Consider the following 15068-nt stretch of genomic DNA (forward strand, 5'->3'; position numbering starts at 1 on the left):
CGGGGATCTCGCCCCGTCGGCCCGCCGTGATCAGACGACGATGTTCACGAGCTTCGGCGCGCGCACGATGATCTTGCGGATCTCGGCGTCGCCGATCAGCTCCTGGACCCGGGCCTCGGCGAGGACGGCCTCCTGCAGGGCGTCCTCGCCGATCTCGGGATCGACCTCGAGGCGGTGGCGGACCTTGCCCTTGATCTGGACCACGCAGGTGACGGCCTCGGCCTTCACCAGCTCCGGATCGGCCGCGGGGAAGCGCTCGCGCGTCACCGTGCCCTCGTGCCCCAGGCGCGTCCACAGCTCCTCCGCCAGGTGCGGGGCGAAGGGGGCGAGCATGATCACCAGCGGCTCGACGGCCTCGCGCGGGGAGGCCCCGGACTTCGTCAGCTGATTGACCAGCTCGATGAGCTTCGCGATGGCCGTGTTGAACCCGAAGGTCTCCATGTCGCGGGAGACGCCGTCGATCGTCCGATGCACCGCCTGCTTCGTGGGCAGGTCGGCCGGATCCTCGCTCACGCGCAGCTCGCCGCTGTCCTCGTCGATGATCAGGCGCCACAGCCGCTGCAGGAACCGCTGCGAGCCCACGACGGCGCGGGTCTCCCAGGGACGGGAGTCCTCGAGCGGGCCCATCGACATCTCGTACACGCGGAAGGTGTCCGCCCCGTACTCGTCGTACATGTCGTCCGGGGTGACGGCGTTCTTCAGGCTCTTGCCCATCTTGCCGTACTCCTGCGTGACCTTCTCCCCACGGTGGGTGAAGGTCCCGTCGGACTCCTCGACGACCTCGTCGGCCGGGACGTACATGCCGCGCGCATCGGTGTACGCGAAGGCCTGGATGTATCCCTGGTTGATGAGCCGGTGGAAGGGCTCCTGGCTGGAGACGACGCCCCGGTCGAACAGCACCTTGTGCCAGAACCGCGCGTACAGCAGGTGCAGCACGGCGTGCTCGACGCCGCCGACGTAGAGGTCGACGCCGCCCACGTCGCCCTCGCGGCGCGGGCCCATCCAGTAGCGCTCGTTGTCCGGATCGACCGCGTGGGCGGCGTCCGAGGGGTCGATGTAGCGCAGCTGGTACCAGGACGAACCCGCCCACTGGGGCATCGTGTTCGTCTCGCGCAGGTACTCCTTGGGGCCCTCGCCCAGGTCCAGCGTCACGTGCGTCCACTCGGTCGCGCGCGAGAGCGGGGTCTGCGGCTCGGTCTCGGCGTCCAGCGGGTCGAAGGTCTTCGGGGAGAAGTCCGTGACCTCGGGCAGCTCGACGGGCAGCATGCTCTCGGGCAGCGCGATCGGCGTCTCCGGGTCGGCGGGGTCGTAGACGATCGGGAAGGGCTCGCCCCAGTAGCGCTGACGGGAGAACAGCCAGTCCCGCAGACGGTAGGTGGTGCGGGCGCGCCCGAAGCCCTTCGCGGTCGCGTACTCGGTGGCCAGGCGCTTGGCCTCGTCCTTGTCCAGGCCGTCCAGGTCCAGCTCGTCGTTCCGCGAGTTGATCTTCGCGCCCTCGCCGGTCCAGGCGCCGCCCTCGAAGTCGGCGGGCGGCTGGACGGTGCGGATGATCGGCAGCTCGAAGCGGTCGGCGAAGGCGAAGTCGCGCTCGTCCTCCGCGGGGACGGCCATGATCGCGCCGGTGCCGTAGCCGGTGAGCACGTAGTCCGCGGTGAACACGGGCAGGCGGCGGCCGTCCATGGGGTTCACGGCGAACAGGCCGGTGAACACGCCGGTCTTCTCCCGGTCCTCGGCGGTGCGATCCTCCTCGCCCGCCGCGGCCGCGCGCTGCTGGTAGGCGCGCACGGCCTCGCGCGGGCTCGCGGCTCCGCCCGTCCACGCGTCCTTCGTGCCCTCGGGCCATGCCTCCGGGAGGGAGTCGACGTCGCTCAGCAGGGAGTGCTCGGGGGCCAGCACGCAGAAGGTCGCGCCGAACAGCGTGTCGGCCCGGGTCGTGAAGACCTCGAAGCCCGCGCCGTCCCCGTCGCGGCCCGCGATGCCGAAGGCGATCTGGGCGCCGTGGGAGCGGCCGATCCAGTTGCGCTGCATGGAGCGCACGGCCTCGGGCCACTGGACGCGGTCCAGGTCCTCGAGCAGGCGGTCGGCAAAGGTCGTGATGCGCATGTTCCACTGGCGCAGGGTGCGCCTGAAGACGGGGAAGTTGCCGCGCTCGGAGCGCCCCTCGGAGGTGACCTCCTCGTTCGCCAGCACCGTGCCCAGTCCCGGGCACCAGTTCACGGGCGTCTCGGAGATGAAGGCCAGGCGGAACGAAGCCGCCAGGTCGCGGATCTCCTTCTCGGAGGCTCCCGCCAGGTCCGCGGTGCTGCGTCCCGCCCAGTCCTCGGGCAGGGCGATGCCCTGGCGCTCGGCCAGTGCGAAGGGGTCGACGGTCCCCGCGCGCAGCTCCTCGACCAGCTCGGAGATCGGGCGGGCGCGCCCGCGCACACCGTCCGCGTTCGGGGCCGACGGGTCGTACCAGGAGTCGAAGACCTGCAGGAAGATCCACTGCGTCCACTTCACGAACTCCGGGTCCGTGGTCGCGAAGGAGCGGCGCGGATCGTGGCTCAGGCCCAGGCGGTGCAGCTGGCGGCGCATGTTGGCGATGTTCGCCTCGGTGGTGGTGCGCGGGTGCGTGCCGGTCTGCACGGCGTACTGCTCGGCGGGCAGGCCGAAGGCGTCGTAGCCCATCGTGTACAGCACGTTCCTGCCGAGCGTGCGCTGGTACCGGGCGATCACGTCGGTCGCGATGTAGCCGAGCGGATGGCCCACGTGCAGCCCCACCCCGGAGGGATAGGGGAACATGTCCATGATGTACATCTTCTCGGGCAGGTCCGCCGGGGCCGTGCCGTCCGCGAGCGGCCCCACGGGGTTCACGGCGTCGTAGGTGCCGTCCTCGTCCCAGCGCTTCTGCCAGCGCTCCTCGATGCTCCGGGCCATCTCGGCCGTGTAGCGGAAGGGTGCCTCGCTCATGGATGTCTGTCCTTCTCGGTGGTGGTCCTGGGGCCCGTGCCCGCTCCGGCACAAAAAAACCCCCGCACAGGCGAGGGGAGCCGCGTCGGTGTCCGATCCCCGGGGCCGAGGGCTGGGGCGGACGCATGTCCGGCGCGGCTACGGAAGCAGGAGCGAACGAGCCACGGGGCGATCCTATCGCGACCCGTCGTCGGGGTCACGGAGGACCCGGTCACGCGCTCATCACGCCGGAGACGATCAGCAGGGTGATCACGGTGCCGACCGTGGTCAGCAGCACGGTGTCCCGGGCGAGGTTCTCGGCGGCCTTGTACTGGGAGGCGGCGACGAACACGTTCTGCGCCGTGGGCAGCGCGGCCATCACCACGACCGCGAAGAGATCGTGACCGCCGAGCCCGAGCAGCAGTCCCAGGCCGAGCGCGATCAGGGGCATCACGGCGAGCTTGAAGGCGGTGGCGATCGCGATCAGTCCGCGGTAGCCGTCGTCCTTGGCGAGCGGCGCCGAGCCGATCAGCGAGATCCCGTAGGCCAGCAGCATGGCGGGGATCGCCATGTCCGCGATCGAGCCGAAGGGCTGCAGGATCACCTCCGGCAGCTTCACCCCGCACACGACGAGAACGATCCCGACCACGGCGGCCACGATCGTCGGGTTCGAGGCGATGTTGCGCAGCACGCCCGCGGGGGAGGGGCGCATCTTCGTGGTCACGGCGTGCAGCACGAACAGGTACAGCGGCGTGTAGATCGCCTGCTGGAAGAGGATCACGGGCAGCGCGTGCGAGGTGTCGCCCAGCACGTAGGCGGCGATCGGGAAGCCCATGTTCGCGCCGTTGACCACGGAGCCGCTGATCGCGGTGACCACCAGCTCCGCTCCGCGGCGCTTCGTCAGCAGGCGCACGATCAGCAGGAGCAGTCCGCCCGAGACGAGTCCGGAGACCCCGGCGATGAGCATGGGCGTGGACAGCACCTGCCCCAGGTCCGACTCGAGCAGCGAGGTGAGCACGAGGCACGGGGAGGCCAGGAAGAACGTGGTGCGGTTCAGGACGAAGCGCCCCTGCTCGCCGAGCACGCCCGTGCGCCCGACGATCCAGCCGATCGCGATCAGGCACCAGACGATGAAGAACCCGGAGAGGACCCCTGTCACGACTCAGCGCACCCGTGCGCGGCTCAGCGGCCGGTGCGCTGGTCGGGCATGCCGGGCACGGGCTCGGCGGGGTCGTCGCCCACCTTCACCACGCGGTTCGCGCCGTCCACGTGCACCACGCGGGGGTGGTGGTCGGCGGCCTCCTGCGCATCGAACAGGCCGTAGGCGATGAGGATGACGAGGTCGCCCGGGACCACCAGGTGCGCGGCCGCTCCGTTGATGCCGATGACGCCGCTGTCGCGCTCGCCCGTGATCGCGTAGGTCTCGAGCCGGGCGCCGTTGGTGACGTCCACGATCGAGACCTGCTCGTTCTCGAGGATCCCGGCGGCGTCCATGAGCGCCGCGTCGATCGTCACCGAGCCGACGTAGTGCAGATCGGCCTGGGTCACGGTCGCGCGGTGGATCTTCGAGGTCATGAGTGTGCGCATCATCGGTGCCATTGTCCCACGGGCACACCGGACCGGCGAGGCGCGACCACCCCGTGAGGCGGCCTGTGACGAGCGCCGCGTCGGCCCCGGATCCCGGGCGTCGTCGGGCCGACGGCGGGGCGGCGCTGTCCGGTCGACGGGAGGCATTGCGCACCCGCATGCCCCGCACGGCCTCGCGCGAGCGCGCTGTGCGCGATGATGGACGGGCGCTCCGCCCGATCGACGATCCGATCGCAGGCCCGATGCACGGCCGGATCGGGACACCGATCGGCCCCGAGGGGCGCCCCGACCCAGGAGGACCCCCGATGCCCAAGGCACGCCGCCGCAGCGCCCACAGCACGTCCCGCTTCGAGGACATGGCGCTCAGCGAGGAGCTGCTCGCCGTCCTCGCCGAACAGGGCCTGACCCGCGCCTTCGAGATCCAGGAGGCGATCCTCCCCGACGCCCTCGCGGGCCGCGACGTGATGGCCCGCGCCGAGACCGGCTCCGGCAAGACGCTCGCCTTCGCGCTCTCGATGTGCGCCCGCTTCCGAGGGCGCAAGGTCCACCGCCGTCGCCCGCTCGGCCTCGTGCTGGTGCCCACCCGCGAGCTCGCCGTGCAGGTCGTGGACACCTTCCACCCGTTCGCGCGCGCGGTGGGCATCCGCGCGCAGCTCGTCGCCGGCGGGATGAACATCGAGAAGCAGGCCGAGGCCCTGCGTCGGGGCGCGGAGATCGTCGTCGCCACCCCCGGCCGTCTGATCGACCTCGCCGCCCGCGATGCCCTCTTCCTCGACCGCATCGAGACGACCGTCGTGGACGAGGCCGATCACATGGCCGACCTCGGCTTCCTCGACCAGGTCGGGGAGATCCTCGCCGCGACCCCCATGGGCACCCAGAAGATGCTGTTCTCCGCGACCCTCGACGGACAGGTCGAGACCCTCGTCGACAGCTTCCTCGTCGACCCCGTCGAGCACGAGACCACCCCCGTCGCCGCCGCGGTGAAGACCATGTCCCACCACGTGCTCGCGATCTCCCCCAAGGCCAAGCGCGAGGTCATCGCGCAGCTCGCCGCGCGCCGCGGGCGCACCCTCGTGTTCACGCGCACCCAGCTGGGCGCCGAGCGCGTCGCGGCCGAGCTCGTCGAGGTCGGCGTGCAGGCGGCGGCGCTGCACGGCAACAAGCAGCAGGGGCTGCGCACCAACGTCCTCGCCGGCTTCCGCGAGGGCGACTTCCCCGTGCTGGTGGCGACCGACGTCGCGGCCCGCGGGCTGCACATCGACGACGTGAGCATGGTCGTCCACGCCGATCCCGCGACCGACGCCAAGGAGTACGTGCACCGCTCCGGGCGCACGGCGCGAGCGGGCGCCGCCGGCAGCGTCGTCACCCTCGCCCTGCCGCACCAGACCCGCGGCACCCGCGCCGTGCTCGAGGCGGCCGAGGTCGAGCCCGCATGGGAGGAGGCCCGCAGCGCCGACGCCCAGGCCCTCATCGACCTGGGCGGCCGCACGCCCTCGGGCGAACCGGCCCCCGACCCGGCGAAGATCAAGCACAAGGGCGCCCCCCGCAAGCTCCGCCTCTCCGGCGGCGTGGCGAACGGGGAGGGCGCGAACGCCGCGCGCGCCGAGGAGCGCCGCACGAACGAGGAGCTCCGCGCCGCCTGGGACGAGGAGGCAGCCGCCGAGGGCGGGCCCTCGGCCGGTCGAGGCGGCCGGCGCGGAGCGGCCGGCTCCGGCGGGCGCGGCCCCGGTGGACGGGGGTCCGGCGGACGCTCCGGCGCAGGACGCTCGACCGGCCAGCGCAGCGGAGGCCGCACGAGCGGCCGCACCGGACAGGGCCGCACGGGGGGTGCACGATCGGGCGGTGCGCGCTCCGGCCGCGCACAGGGCGGCGCCCGCTCCGGCGGCGATCCCGCCTCCGGGCGGTCCGGTCGCGGCTCTCAGGGCGGCCGCGGCGGCCAGAGCGGTCGCGGAGGCTCCCAGGGCGGCCGCGGCGGCCAGAGCGGTCGCGGAGGCTCCCAGGGCGGCCGCGGCGGCGCGCAGGGACGCGGAGGCTCCCAGGGCGGTCGCGGCGGTCGCCGTGGCGGCGGGGGAGCGGGCCCGCGCAGGGGCGGACGATGAGCATCAGCCTGTTCGACCTGTTCAGCATCGGGATCGGACCGTCGAGCTCCCACACCGTGGGTCCCATGCGGGCCGCGAGCCTCTTCGCCCGGGAGGTGCTCGAGGATCGGGAGACCGGTCCGCGCATCGCGGACGTCGGCGTGCACCTGTACGGCTCGCTCGCCGCGACCGGCCAGGGCCACGGGACGCTCGACGCGATCGTGATGGGACTCGAGGGCGCCGACCCGGAGACCGTCGACCCTGTGGCCGGTCGCGAGCGGGTCGCGCGGATCGAGGAAGGGGGCGGGCTCCTGCTGGACGGCCGTCTCCCCGTCGCCCTGCGGCCCTCCTCGATCGTGCTGCACCCCCTGACCTTCCTTCCCCAGCACTCCAACGGCATGACCTTCGAGGCGTACGACGCCTCCGGCGAGGTGATCGCGAGCCGGCCCATGTTCTCCGTGGGCGGCGGCTTCGTCGTCGATGCCGCGGACATGGACCAGTCGATCGCCGAGGTCGCCTCCGAGGAGGCGGGGCAGGCGATCTTCACCACCGGCGCCGAGCTCATGCGCGTGTGCGAGGAGCGCGGGATCTCCGTGTCGGCCGCGATGATGCGGCGCGAGCTGCAGTGGCGCGGCGAGGACGAGATCCGCGAGGGCGCCCTGCGCATCTGGGGCGTCATGAGCGACTGCATCGAGCGCGGCGTGCGCACCCCCGGTGTGCTCCCCGGCGGGCTGGACGTCCAGCGCCGCGCGGCCTCCTGGTACGACTCCCTCAGCGCCGAGGACCCCGGCCACGGCGCCGAATCCGCTCTGGAATGGGTCTCGCTCGCGGCGCTCGCCGTGAACGAGGAGAACGCCGCCGGCGGGCGCGTGGTGACCGCCCCCACCAACGGCGCCGCCGGCATCATCCCGGCCGTCCTCTACTACGCGACCCACTACCTGCGCGACGCCGACCCCGACGACGTCGCCGTGCGCTTCCTGCTCACCGCCGGGGCCATCGGCTCGCTCTACAAGGAGCACGCCTCGATCTCCGGCGCCGAGGTGGGCTGCCAGGGCGAGGTCGGATCCGCCTGCTCCATGGCCGCCGCGGGCCTCGCCGAGGTGATGGGGGCGAAGCCCCGCCAGGTCGAGAACGCCGCCGAGATCGCGATGGAGCACAACCTGGGCCTGACCTGCGATCCCGTGGGCGGACTGGTCCAGGTGCCCTGCATCGAGCGCAATGCGATGGCCGCCGTGAAGGCGATCACCGCCGCCCGTTTCGCGCTGCGCGGCACCGGAGAGCACTTCGTCTCCCTCGACACCGTCATCGAGACCATGCGCCAGACCGGCAAGGACATGTCCGAGCGCTACAAGGAGACCGCCATGGGCGGGCTCGCCGTGACGGCGGTTCCCGTGTCCCTGCCCGAGTGCTGAGGGGCCCTCGGACGAGGACCGGCGCTCGCGCGTGAGCCGCGTCGCATCATGACGTCCTCGTCGCGCGCGTCGCGATGTCCGATTCCTCCGTATTCGCCTGCGTGGGTAGGGTGAGGCGGAGTCGGGCGCCCCGTGCGGGAGCGCCCCGATCGCAAGGGGGAGTCGATGGGATCCAGCGGGAGCGGGGGCGAGCGGAGCAGGGCGGAGAACCCGGTTCCGGGGCCGACGTCGACCCCCCCGTGCGGCCTCGCTGCTGCGCTCCCCGGCGACCCCGCCCTCGGCCCTCACCCCGGACCCGCCCGGAGCTCTGCCCGAGGACACCTTCGGAGCGCGACTGGACGCGGCGATCAACGCGCGCGGGCTCGCTCTCGAGCGCGTGTGCGAGCGGCTGCGCGGAGCAGGGATCGCCCTCTCGCCGTCGACCCTCTCGCTGTGGCGCCACGGCCGCAGCCGCCCGCGGCGCAACAAGGCCATGCGCGCCGTGGCCGAGCTCGAGAACGTGCTGCGCACCCCGCGGGGGTACCTCCTGGACACCCTCGTGCGCAGCCTCCCCGCCCATCACTGGAGCGCCCGGACGGAGACGGAGGACCCGGTCCAGCGGGTGCGTGCGGAGATGGGCCTCGACGAGGGGGACACCGTGCAGCGGCTGCTCGTCCATCACCGCGTCGACATCGATCCGCAGCACCGTCCGATCGGGGTGCGGATCCGCCGCGTGCTGCGCTCGACCCGCGAGACCGTCTCCCGTCTCGGGGTCACCTCCCACGGCAGCGAGGGCGTCCCCCTCGAGCTGGTGCCCGGGCACGGCAGTCGCGTGGGGCGCCAGCGCTCGTGGCCCGAGCGCGGGCTGCTGTTCACCGAGCTCCTGCTGGACGTGCCGATCGCTCCCGGCAGGATCGGCGCTCTCGACTACACGGTCCGGCCCCTCGAGCGCCCTGCCCCCTCGGACGACCTCGAGGGCGGTTACATCGTGCACACCGAGTTCCCCGTCTCGACGATCGTGCTCGAGTGCCGCTTCCCCGTCGGGGCGCTCCCCGCCTCCGCGGCGTCGATCGTGCGCTCGCGCGAGGCCACCGCGCGCTCGAGCGCCGAGCACGCGGTCGACGTGGGCAGGGACGGCATCGCGGCCGTCGTCGCCCACGGGATCGACGAGGGATCCGTGCGTCTGGGATGGACCTGGGGGGCTGCATGACCGCCACGGTGCCCAGGCGCCGCGGGCTCGGCGCCGGCAGCGCCTTCGCGGTGCGGCTGCGGGAGACCATGATCTCGCGCGGCATCGGCTTCGCCGAGCTCGCCGGCATGCTCGCGCGCACGGGCGCGCCGACGTCGCCCGCGACCCTCTCGTACTGGGCGAGCGGGCGCTCCCGGCCCCGCCGCCGCTCGTCCCTGGGGGTGGTGCAGGCTCTCGAGCAGTGCCTCGACCTCGAGGACGGCGAGCTCGTGGACCTCGTGGACATCGACGCCGAGACCTGGCGCTACCGGAGTGCGGCGGAGGCGGCCCGCCTGCTCCCCCGCGGGAAGGAGGCGGAGGACGCCCGTCGCGCGTGGGGCCTGCGCTGGGACGACGGCCTGCGCCGCGAGTACGTGCGCACGGCGCTGGATCTCGATGCTCCCGGCGGCGAGGCGATCCTGCACTACGACGTCGTCCTCACGGCCCAGCGCGGAGGGGCGGACCGGCTCCTCGCGGTGCTCGAGGCGCCGCCGGACCCGCTGGATTCGTCGGACGCACGGGTGGTCGGCGCCGACCTGGGGAGGCGCGTGGCGCTCCCCGGCGGCGCGACCCTCCTCGAGGTCGTGCTGCCGCGCCCCCTCGACGAGGGCGAGGCGGCGGTGCTCGAGCTGGCCTTCCCCCTTCCCGGGGCGATGGAGCGCGGACGGTTCGTCAGCTGGCACATGCGCCCCGCGGATCTCGCCGTCACCGAGGTGCACCTGCCTCGGCGCGAGGGGCCCGGGGAACGGGGCGCACAGGCCGGGCGCGACTGGTCGGTGCGGCGGACCGTCGCGACCGTGGGACGCGCCGGGCGGCGCGTCGACGAGGTGCACGCGGGTTCCCTGCCGCGCGGCGCGCTGCTGCAGAGCGTGATGGCCGAGGTGGCCGCCGCGACCTGCGTCCTCGAGTGGGAGTGAGGGCGCGCGGCGACGGGGCGCAGGGGCCCTCTGCCCGACAGCATGCGAGAGTGCTAGCATGCTCGCATGTCCGGAAGCTCTCCCACGACGGACGGCACCGGCGGCGGCGACCGCAAGGTGCAGTTCAACGTCTACCTGCCCAAGGACCTCGTGGTCGCCGTGAAGCATCGCGCGATCGACGAATCGTCCTCCCTCAGCGCACTCGTCGAGTCGGCGCTGCGCGCGCACCTCGGAAGGAGCGTCGACGATGACGCCCGAGACCACTCCTGAGAACGCCGCATCCGCCGCCGGGACGGACCTGGAGCCCGCCGAGCCGGCCGTCGGCGCGCCAGAGCTCACCGTCTTCCCCCTGCGCTTCACGGCCGATCCGCGCGCGATGATCGCCTTCCTCGTGGAGCTCGGCATGGCCCGCCGCATCACCGCGGGCGACGACGGCTTCGGCGAGCTGCGCGCGGGTGCGGGAGCCGTCATGGTGCACGCCGCCTCCACCAGCGCCACGGGCGCCCGGCCGGGCACCACGGACCTGTGCATGGCGACGCCGTCGGCCGACAGGGCCGCAGAGGCCCTCGAGCGCGAGGGCATCGAGGTCACGGTCTGGGACGAGAGCTATGGCAGGCAGGGCATGATCACCGGGCCCGGCGGCGAGGGCGTCTCGCTGAACGAGGACCAGGTGGACCTCTACGGCTACGAGGGGCACGACGCGTCCCCGGATCCGCGCCTGCACGTGTGCGCGGTGCTGTCGAGCGAGGACTTCGGGCGCGACGCGCGTTGGCTCGGCCGGCTCGGCTTCGCCCCCGCAGCGGCCGGCGGGGCCGACGGGGCCGACGGGTCCGACGGGGAGATCATCGCCTCCGCCGAGCGCAGCGGATGGCTCGAGCTCCACGGGCCCGGGAGCGCGGGGATCATCGGCCTCCACGCGCCGATGGCCGGACGCGAGCGCACGCGCCGCGCCTCCCCGGAGATGCCCGACCTCCCGCCCACGCTCCAGGCGCGCCTGGGTTTCGAGACCTCGGAGGACCTCGAGGCGCTCACGGCGCGGCTGCGCACCGCCGGGCACGACGCGCGTCTCGTCGAGGGCGCCGTGCGCGCGGTCCACGTGCCCGACCCCGACGGCATCGAGGTCGAGATCCATCCGCTGCCCTGAGCGGTTCGGCGCCCGCGCGCGGCGGGCGCCGATCCCGGTGTCCGCACCAGGTGTCCGAACGCGCGGGCGCATTCCCGTGACGTGGGTCTCCTGCGATACGGTGAGGCGGAAGACCGAACGCCCCGCGGTCAGCGCCGCGGGACCCCGTACGCAGGAGCGATGATGTCCGACGACGCCACTTCGACCGGCACCCACCCCGCGGAGAACCGCACCTTCCCCCCGAGCTCGGCGTTCGTCCAGAACGCGAATGCCCGACCGTCCCTCTACTCGGAGGCCGCGCGCGATCGCCTGGGCTTCTGGAAGTCCCGCGCCGCGTCGCTGAGCTGGCACAAGACCCCCACCGAGACCCTGGACTGGTCCGACCCGCCGTTCGCGAAGTGGTTCGCCGACGGCGAGCTCAACGCCGCGTACAACTGCGTGGACCGCCACGTGGAGTCCGGTCACGGCGAGCAGGTCGCACTGCTCGCCGAGTACGAGGACGGCTCCGACGCCGCCTTCACGTACGCCCAGGTCAAGGACGAGATCAGCAGGATGGCGAACGTCCTCGAGGGCTTCGGCGTCACCACCGGCGACCGGGTCGCGATCTACCTGCCGATGATCCCCGAGGCCGTGTTCGCGATGCTCGCCTGCGCCCGCATCGGCGCCCCGCACTCCGTGGTCTTCGGCGGCTTCAGCTCCGACGCCCTGCGCTCGCGCATCGAGGACGCCGAGGCGAAGGTCGTCATCACGGCCGACGGCCAGTTCCGCCGCGGCAAGGCCCTGCCGCTGAAGGACGCGGTGGACGCGGCTCTCTCGGGCGGCGCGGAGTCCGTGACGAACGTGCTCGTCGTGCGCCGCACCGGGGCCGACGTGGCATGGACCGAGGGGCGCGACGTCTGGTGGCACGAGGCGCGCGAGCAGGCCTCGCCCGATCACGAGCCCGTCTGGGTCGAGGCCGAGCACCCGCTGTTCATCCTCTACACCTCGGGCACCACCGGGAAGCCCAAAGGCATCGTCCACACCACCGGCGGCTACCTCACGCAGGCGAGCTACACCCACCGCGACGTCTTCGACCTCAAGCCCGACACCGACGTGTACTGGTGCACGGCGGACGTCGGCTGGGTCACCGGCCACACGTACATCGTGTACGGCCCCATGGCGAACCGCGCCACCCAGGTCATCTACGAGGGCACCCCGGACACGCCCCACCAGGGCCGCTGGTGGGAGATCGTCCAGAAGTACGGCGTGAGCATCTTCTACTCCTCGCCGACCGCCATCCGCACCGCCATGAAGTGGGGCGACGACATCCCGGCGAAGTTCGACCTCTCCTCCCTGCGCCTTCTGGGCAGCGTCGGCGAGTCCATCAACCCCGAGGCCTGGCTCTGGTACCGGCGCGTGATCGGCGGGGACCGCTGCCCGATCGTCGACACCTGGTGGCAGACCGAGACCGGCGCGATCATGATCTCCCCGCTGCCCGGCATCACCGATGCCAAGCCCGGCTCCGCACAGGTGCCGCTGCCCGGCATCAGCGCCGACGTGGTGGGCGACGACGGCGAGACCATCGAGAACGAGAAGACGGGCTACCTCGTGCTCACCGAGCCGTGGCCCTCGATGCTCCGCACCATCTGGGGCGACCCGGAGCGCTTCAAGGAGACCTACTGGTCGCGCTTCCCCGGGAAGTACTTCGCGGGCGACGGCGCGAAGCGCGACGCGGACGGCGACATCTGGCTCCTGGGCCGCGTCGACGACGTCATGAACGTCTCCGGCCACCGCCTGTCGACCACCGAGATCGAGTCGGCGCTCGTCTCCCACGACTGGGTGGCCGAGGCCGCCGTGGTCGGCGCGGACGACGAGACCACCGGTCAGGCCGTGGTCGCCTTCGTGATCCTCCGCGAGGGCACCCAGGGCGATGTCGAGGCCGCCGGCGGCGAGGAGGAGGCGGCGAAGATCCTCCGCGCCCACGTCGGCACGGAGATCGGCCCGATCGCCAAGCCCAAGAAGGTGCTGCTGGTGACCGAGCTGCCCAAGACCCGCTCCGGCAAGATCATGCGCCGCCTCCTGCGCGACGTCGCCGAGCACCGCACGATCGGCGACACCCAGACCCTCGCCGACTCCTCGGTCATGGACCTCATCCAGAAGGGCCTCGAGGACAAGAAGTGAGCGTCCGTCCCTGACGGCGCCGGACCGCGGTCCGACGCCGCCGGGACCCCGCTCGTGGCGCGGCGCCCCTCACCATCGTGGTGAGGGGCGCCGCGGTGCGTACGGCCCGAGTCGGCCTCAGCGTCGCGTGACGCTCACGTCGCCGATGTCGGTGCGGGCCCGCAGCGCCGCTCCCTCGCCCCGGATCCCGGCGTCGACGTCGGTCGAGCCCTCCTCGGAGCGGGCGTCCACGTCCCAGGTCTCGCAGCAGGGGAGAGCGATGGACACGTCGCCCGTGGTCGTGCGCGCCGAGACCTCGTGCGCCCCGTCCTCGTCGAGCGCGAGGTCGATGTCGCCGATGTCGGTGCGCGCGGCGACGGAGCCGGATGCGGAGACGCCGTCGGCGTCGACGTCGCCCGTGCGGGTCCGCAGGTCGAGACCGGCCAGGGCGCCCTGGGCCGAGAGGTTCCCGACGTCGGCCTTCACCGCGAGCGAGAGATCGGGAGCGGTGTCCGGCGGGACGAGCACGAGCAGGTCGCGGTCCTCGTCGTCGAACCAGTTCGAGGTCGCCTCCAGGCGGGGGCGCTGCACGTCCACGCGAAGCGTCCCGTCGTGCGAGCTGCGCACCCAGCGCGCCCTCACAGGGGCGGGATCCGCGGGCACGGTGTCCGTGCCCTGCTCGACGAGGGCGAGGGTGACCTGGTCGACCTCGTCGCTCACGCGCACGGTCACGTCGGAGACCGAGGAGGTGACCTCGAGGGACGAGGGCGAGCCGGCGGCGAGCACGGCGGGCGCCTCGGGGAAGCGCGACTGCTCGATGCCCGCGGCGATGCTGCGCGCCGCGAGCCCTCCGGCGGTGAGCACGAGGCAGACGACGGCGATGAGCACGAGCACGCGCCGCATCGTGCGGTCGCGTCCGGTCCCCTCGGGGAGGGGGCGGGGCGGGAGCTGGGCGGTGAGCATCAGCGGTCCTCCGATTCCAGGTAGCGCAGCACGGCCATGACCCGACGGTTCTCACCGTCGACCGGGGGCAGTCCGAGCTTGGCGAACAGGGACGAGATGTGCTTCTCGACGCTCCCCGCCGAGACGTGCAGCCGCTCGGCGATGGCCGCGTTGGAGCGGCCCTCCGCCATCAGCTGCAGCACCTCGCTCTCGCGCGGGGAGAGGTCCTCCAGCACAGAGCGGCGGCGGGAGCGCACGAGGATCTGCTGGACCACCTCGGGGTCCAGGGCGGTCCCGCCGTCGCCGACGGCGCGCACCACGCGCAGGAACTCCTCGACGTCGGCCACCCGGTCCTTGAGCACGTAGCCGAGCGCCCCGCCGGAGTCGGCGATGAGCTCGGAGGCGTAGCGCTCCTCGACGTACTGGGAGAGCACGAGCAGGGCGACGCCCGGGTTCTGGGCGCGGATCAGCACGGCGGCGCGGATGCCCTCGTCGGTGAAGGTGGGCGGCATCCGCACGTCCACGATCGCGAGGTCGACCTCGTGGCGGGAGACCGCATCCAGCAGCCCCGTCGCGTCCTCGACGGAGGCGACGATCTGGTGGCCGGCGGCCGCCAGGAGGCGTTCGAGGCCCGCCCGCAGGAGCACCGAGTCCTCGGCGATGACGATCCGCAGGCTCTCGCGCGCGGGGCGGGGGGATCGGGTCGTGCTCATCGGTGGGTCTCCTTCGCGGAGT

At 73.0% G+C, this 15068-nt stretch carries 12 protein-coding genes; 7 read left to right on the plus strand and 5 right to left on the minus strand.

What is annotated here, in order from left to right:
• Window positions 1-30: 30 nt before the first annotated feature.
• The 3 genes from leuS to panD all read right to left on the minus strand — a co-directional run bounded on the left by leuS (window position 31) and on the right by panD (window position 4518).
• Entirely contained in the window at window positions 31-2949 is a 2919-nt protein-coding gene (gene leuS / locus MHY49_RS04850; RefSeq protein WP_239202955.1) for a leucine--tRNA ligase, read from the minus strand.
• 211 nt (window positions 2950-3160) lie between these two features.
• Complete coding sequence (locus MHY49_RS04855) at window positions 3161-4087, minus strand: AEC family transporter (protein ID WP_239202956.1); 927 nt, start codon at window positions 4085-4087, stop codon at window positions 3161-3163.
• A gap of 23 nt (window positions 4088-4110) precedes the next feature.
• Window positions 4111-4518, minus strand: coding sequence for an aspartate 1-decarboxylase (gene panD / locus MHY49_RS04860; RefSeq protein ID WP_200501304.1), 408 nt, complete (start codon window positions 4516-4518; stop codon window positions 4111-4113).
• 302 nt (window positions 4519-4820) lie between these two features.
• Between panD and MHY49_RS04865 the strand changes: the two genes are divergently transcribed.
• The 7 genes from MHY49_RS04865 to acs all read left to right on the plus strand — a co-directional run bounded on the left by MHY49_RS04865 (window position 4821) and on the right by acs (window position 13412).
• A complete protein-coding gene (locus tag MHY49_RS04865) occupies window positions 4821-6614 on the plus strand; it encodes a DEAD/DEAH box helicase (RefSeq protein WP_239202957.1) in 1794 nt (597 codons plus the stop codon).
• Window positions 6611-8005 (plus strand): L-serine ammonia-lyase, encoded by a 1395-nt coding sequence (locus MHY49_RS04870; protein ID WP_239202958.1) that lies wholly within the window; start codon window positions 6611-6613, stop codon window positions 8003-8005. Before MHY49_RS04865 ends, MHY49_RS04870 begins: the two co-directional genes overlap by 4 nt.
• A 376-nt stretch (window positions 8006-8381) precedes the next feature.
• Window positions 8382-9194 (plus strand): hypothetical protein, encoded by an 813-nt coding sequence (locus MHY49_RS04875; protein WP_239202959.1) that lies wholly within the window; start codon window positions 8382-8384, stop codon window positions 9192-9194.
• Window positions 9191-10129, plus strand: a complete 939-nt coding sequence (locus tag MHY49_RS04880) for a hypothetical protein (RefSeq protein ID WP_239202960.1) — start codon at window positions 9191-9193, stop codon at window positions 10127-10129. Before MHY49_RS04875 ends, MHY49_RS04880 begins: the two co-directional genes overlap by 4 nt.
• Window positions 10130-10195: 66 nt before the next feature.
• A complete protein-coding gene (locus tag MHY49_RS04885) occupies window positions 10196-10399 on the plus strand; it encodes a CopG family transcriptional regulator (RefSeq protein WP_200501299.1) in 204 nt (67 codons plus the stop codon).
• Window positions 10377-11273, plus strand: coding sequence for a hypothetical protein (locus MHY49_RS04890; RefSeq protein WP_239202961.1), 897 nt, complete (start codon window positions 10377-10379; stop codon window positions 11271-11273). The genes MHY49_RS04885 and MHY49_RS04890 overlap by 23 nt, the downstream gene beginning before the upstream one ends.
• A gap of 162 nt (window positions 11274-11435) precedes the next feature.
• Window positions 11436-13412 carry an acetate--CoA ligase gene (gene acs / locus MHY49_RS04895; RefSeq protein WP_239202963.1) on the plus strand — a complete coding sequence of 659 codons (1977 nt, stop codon included), beginning with the start codon at window positions 11436-11438 and terminating at the stop codon, window positions 13410-13412.
• 117 nt (window positions 13413-13529) lie between these two features.
• On the opposite strand, the gene MHY49_RS04900 is transcribed toward acs, so the two are convergent.
• Window positions 13530-14354, minus strand: a complete 825-nt coding sequence (locus MHY49_RS04900; protein ID WP_239202962.1) for a DUF4097 family beta strand repeat-containing protein — start codon at window positions 14352-14354, stop codon at window positions 13530-13532.
• Window positions 14354-15007, minus strand: coding sequence for a response regulator transcription factor (locus MHY49_RS04905; protein WP_239202964.1), 654 nt, complete (start codon window positions 15005-15007; stop codon window positions 14354-14356). The genes MHY49_RS04900 and MHY49_RS04905 overlap by 1 nt, the downstream gene beginning before the upstream one ends.
• Window positions 15008-15068: the final 61 nt, after the last annotated feature.

It is taken from the genome of Brachybacterium sp. ACRRE (genome assembly GCF_022346485.1).
Classification (GTDB): domain Bacteria; phylum Actinomycetota; class Actinomycetes; order Actinomycetales; family Dermabacteraceae; genus Brachybacterium; species Brachybacterium halotolerans.